Here is a 3693-nt window from a genome sequence, read left to right on the forward strand (position 1 = left end):
CACCGGACCCCACGGCGCTCAGCGGGCCCCGGCGCGCGCCGTGGGGTCCGGTGTGTGCCGCGCGGTCGGGTGCGGTCCTTACGTACGTACCGCCGCGCGGGATCGTTCGCGCAGGACCGCCCGCGCGGGACCGTTCGCGGAAACCGGGCCGGGGCAGGGCCGGAACGCGGCGCGCGGGGCAGCCCGTTGCGAACAGGCTGCCCCGCGCGTCTCTTGCGGCTCCCGAACCGGCTCTGGGGACGTCGGTGCGACGTTGCTGCGGCGGTGCTTCTTCAGTTGTGCCCGGTCGTACGCGTACGCCGCCCTGTACGGCTCGCACGCCTCGTACGCCGTTGCCCGGCTGCCTCGCGACTGCTCCGCGGCTGTCCCGCGACTGCCTTCAGTGCGCTGCGACGCGAGCCATTTTCCCGCGGTTCGGCTGCGACGGTACGGCCGACGCCCGGCCGCCCGGGGCGCTGGGTGGGGCACCCTGAGCCGGGTTGCGGCGCTGCTGCGCGCCCACGCCGTTCTGGACGTCCATCACGGCGTGCGCCACCAGGCCGCCCATCGGGTCGTGCCTGATCAGGTCCCGGAGCCGGGAGCGCGACGAGCGCCCCTCGTTGCCCGGGTACAGGTGCTTGCCGAGTCCGACCGCGTGGGCCAGCGCGGCGAGCGCCGCGGTCCGCGGGTCCGGTGGTACGCCGGTGCGGATCGCACTGTCCAGCCGGGCCCTGATCTCCCGGCTGATCGCCGTCTCCGTCGCCTGGTAGCGCGTCGTCGGCAGCACCCCGCACATCTGGCCCGCCACGGCATGCACCATGCCGCACCGCTCCAGATGCGAGAGATAGGTCTGGCGCAGCCCCAGCCGGGGCCCGCCAATCCAGTGGACGGCCCGAACCGGGCTGCCGCGCCTGCGCAGCAGTTCCAGCGCGGAGTCCAGAGTCGGATCTCCGGTCGGCCGTGGCATCACCACGGCGATACGATCCCCGTCAGGGGCTATCCGTCCTGCCAGAGCCAGCTCTACTAGCTGTGCTCCGGCCAGGCCGAGGTCGAGCGACTGCGGCTGCGCTGTGGTACCCGTGGCCGGGTCCAGAGCGAGCAGCAGAAGCTCCTCCGGAATTGTTCTGCGGCTCCTGCCCATCCATGCCTCCCCGCGTGGATGAATGACAGGGTGACCCCTCTCACATTGGTCTGTCGAGAGTGCCTGGGTGCTTTGTGCGGGAACCGTTATGTATGTCGTTCTCGTCTAGCCCGGGGAGCGCGGTCCCAGAGCAGGACACTGATGATGGTTCGGACAGCGCGGTACGTCGGCGGTACGTCGGATGAGACATGAAGGAGACACGGTGGCGGGCGAGTCCCCCGGCAAGTCGGAGCAGCGCGAACCGTCGGGGGAGACGGGTGACACGACTCCGGGTGAACGCGACCCGCGGCTCGCGGTCTTCCGGGATTCGTCCCCCGACCGTCCGTCGTCACCGGTAGCAACCGCAAATCGCACACCCGCGGACCGAACCTTGACCTTGACCCCGGACCGCCCCGGCACGACGGCCCCGGTGAGCCCGGACGGCGGTACGGCGGGACCTCGTGCGAGTGGTGCGAGGCTCGGCGATTCGGCTACGGGGACGGCCCGCGCCGGTGGCCCGGAGTCCGGTGACCCGGCTACGGGGACGGCCCCGGCGGGAGTTCCGTCGCGCGCCGACGCGGGTGGCGCGCGGGGCGAGGCCGGGCCTGCGGACGCGGTGCAGGGCGGCAAGGCCGCTGGAGGCGGCTCCGCGGCTACGGGCGGGACGCGGGCGGGCGGCGCGGAGGCCGACGGTTCCGACCGCGCGGGCGACAGCGTTGTCCAGGGTGCGGCTGTCCCGGAGTCCGACGGCTCCGGCCGCGCGGGCTCTCAGGGTTCGGCCCGGCAAGGGGGTACGGGCGTAGCCCAGGCGGCTGTTCCGTCGCGGAGCGACGAGCAGGCACGCCCCGAGGACCCTGCGCCCGGTTACGGCTCCGGCACGGGTACGGGTACGGGTACGGCTCGCGCTGGTGCTCCGTCGAGCGACGGCGAGGAGAACCGGGGCAGTGTCCCGGCGCCGGGCGAGGCTGCCCGAGGTGGCTCCGCCTCGGCGAAGGCTGTCCGGACCGATGGTCCGGAGTCCGGCGGTTCCGGCCGTGGCGGCACCGCGACGCCCTCAAAGTCCGCGTCCGCAGGCGCTGCTGGCGGTCCGTCGACGAGCGACGAGAACGGGCCGGGCGGCTCCGGGCCCGGCGGCTCGCCGAATCCGGCCGGGCCAGCTGGTACGGGCACGGCCCCGGCGGGTGTTCCGTCGCGGAGCGACAAGGAAGGGCGCGCCGACGAGGATGACCGGCGCGGCACCGCGTCGACGGCGGTCAGCCCCGGCGTCGCGGGCGAAGGCACTGCCGGGGCTGACGGCTCCGGCCGGGCCGCCTCGGAGGAGTCGGTCCGGCCGACCGGTACGGGCGTGGCCCGCGTGGGTGTTCCGTCGCCCGGCGACGAGGCGGGGCGTGGTGTCCCGGCTGCGGGCAAGCCCGCGCCCACGGGCGCGGCTCACGGCGGCGCGACCGCTGAGGGCGGCTCCGCCGCGACTCTGTTCCTCCGGCCGGGCGAGGCGGGCGCGGGTTCTGCCGACGGTCCGTCGAGCGGCGACGGGAACGCCCGTGACGGCTCTGGCCGTGACGGCGAGGAGCGCCGCAGCTCTGCCTCGGCACCCGGCGACGATGCGCCTGGGGACGCCGTGCGGGACGGTGCCTCGCGCGGCGACGAGCAGGAGCGGGGCAGCAGTGCCCCGGCGCAGGACGGCAAGGCCGCCCGGGGCGGCTCCGTGTCTGCGCGTACGGCTCGGGCGGGCGGCGCGGAGTCCGGTGACGCCACGCGCGGAGGCGAATCAGCGTCCGCGGGTACGGCCCGGAAGCCCGCCCCGGATTCCGGTGACTCCGGGCGTGGCGGCGCCCCTGCGACGGGCAAGCCCGCACCTGCGGGCGACTCTCGCGGCAGCGAGGCATCCCAGGGCGGCTCCACTGCCGCCCGGCAGGGTGCCGCCCGTGCAGGCAGTGCCGAGCGTGGTCCGGGCGGGCAGGGCGGTTCGGAAGTCCCGGGCTCCGGCCACGGCGGCGAGGCTGCCCAGGCCGCCTCTGCGGATGCCGCCCAGCAGGGTGGTGCCCAGCCGAGCGGTGCCCAGCCGAGTGGTGCCGGCGCATCCACTGCCAAGGACGGGCAGGGCACGCAGGACGCCCAGGACAGCGCCGCCGACGGCCGGGCCGAGGGCAGCCGCCCCGCGCCCGCCGAGAGCGCGACCGCCAAGAACGCGCCCACCGACGAGCGGGAAGCACCCTCCTGGGCCCGTGACGGGATCGATCAGCCCACCGCCGTGCTCACCACGCGCCCCAAGCCGGCCGCACAGCCGGGGATCGATCAGCCGACCACCTCCCTCAGGCTGCCCCGCGACCCCGCGAGCACCTTCGTACCGCTGCGGCCCGAGTCACCGGTGCCCGACGCCGAGCGGACCCGGCAGCAGCCCATGCCGCCGCTGCCCCCGCTCGATCTGCTCGCCGAGCTGACGAACACCCCGCCGCCGCCAGAGACCCCCGTCCGTAACGTCGTCCGGCGCATCAAGATCTGGACGCCGCTCGTCCTGCTCCTGCTGATCGTCTTCGCCGTCGTACAGGCCCTGCGCCCCCTGCCCGCCCCCCGGCTCGCGCTGTCCGCCGACC

At 75.3% G+C, this 3693-nt stretch carries 1 protein-coding gene and 1 pseudogene; one reads left to right on the forward strand and one right to left on the reverse strand.

What is annotated here, in order from left to right:
* Window positions 1-379: 379 nt before the first annotated feature.
* Complete coding sequence (locus tag WH07_RS23590) at window positions 380-1120, reverse strand: GOLPH3/VPS74 family protein (protein WP_046503566.1); 741 nt, start codon at window positions 1118-1120, stop codon at window positions 380-382.
* A 370-nt stretch (window positions 1121-1490) separates the two neighbouring features.
* On the opposite strand from WH07_RS23590, the pseudogene WH07_RS39935 reads away from it, so the two are divergent.
* Window positions 1491-3693, forward strand: a pseudogene (locus tag WH07_RS39935) (hypothetical protein); the annotation flags it as partial.

The organism is Streptomyces odonnellii, from assembly GCF_000981895.1.
Lineage (GTDB): Bacteria > Actinomycetota > Actinomycetes > Streptomycetales > Streptomycetaceae > Streptomyces > Streptomyces odonnellii.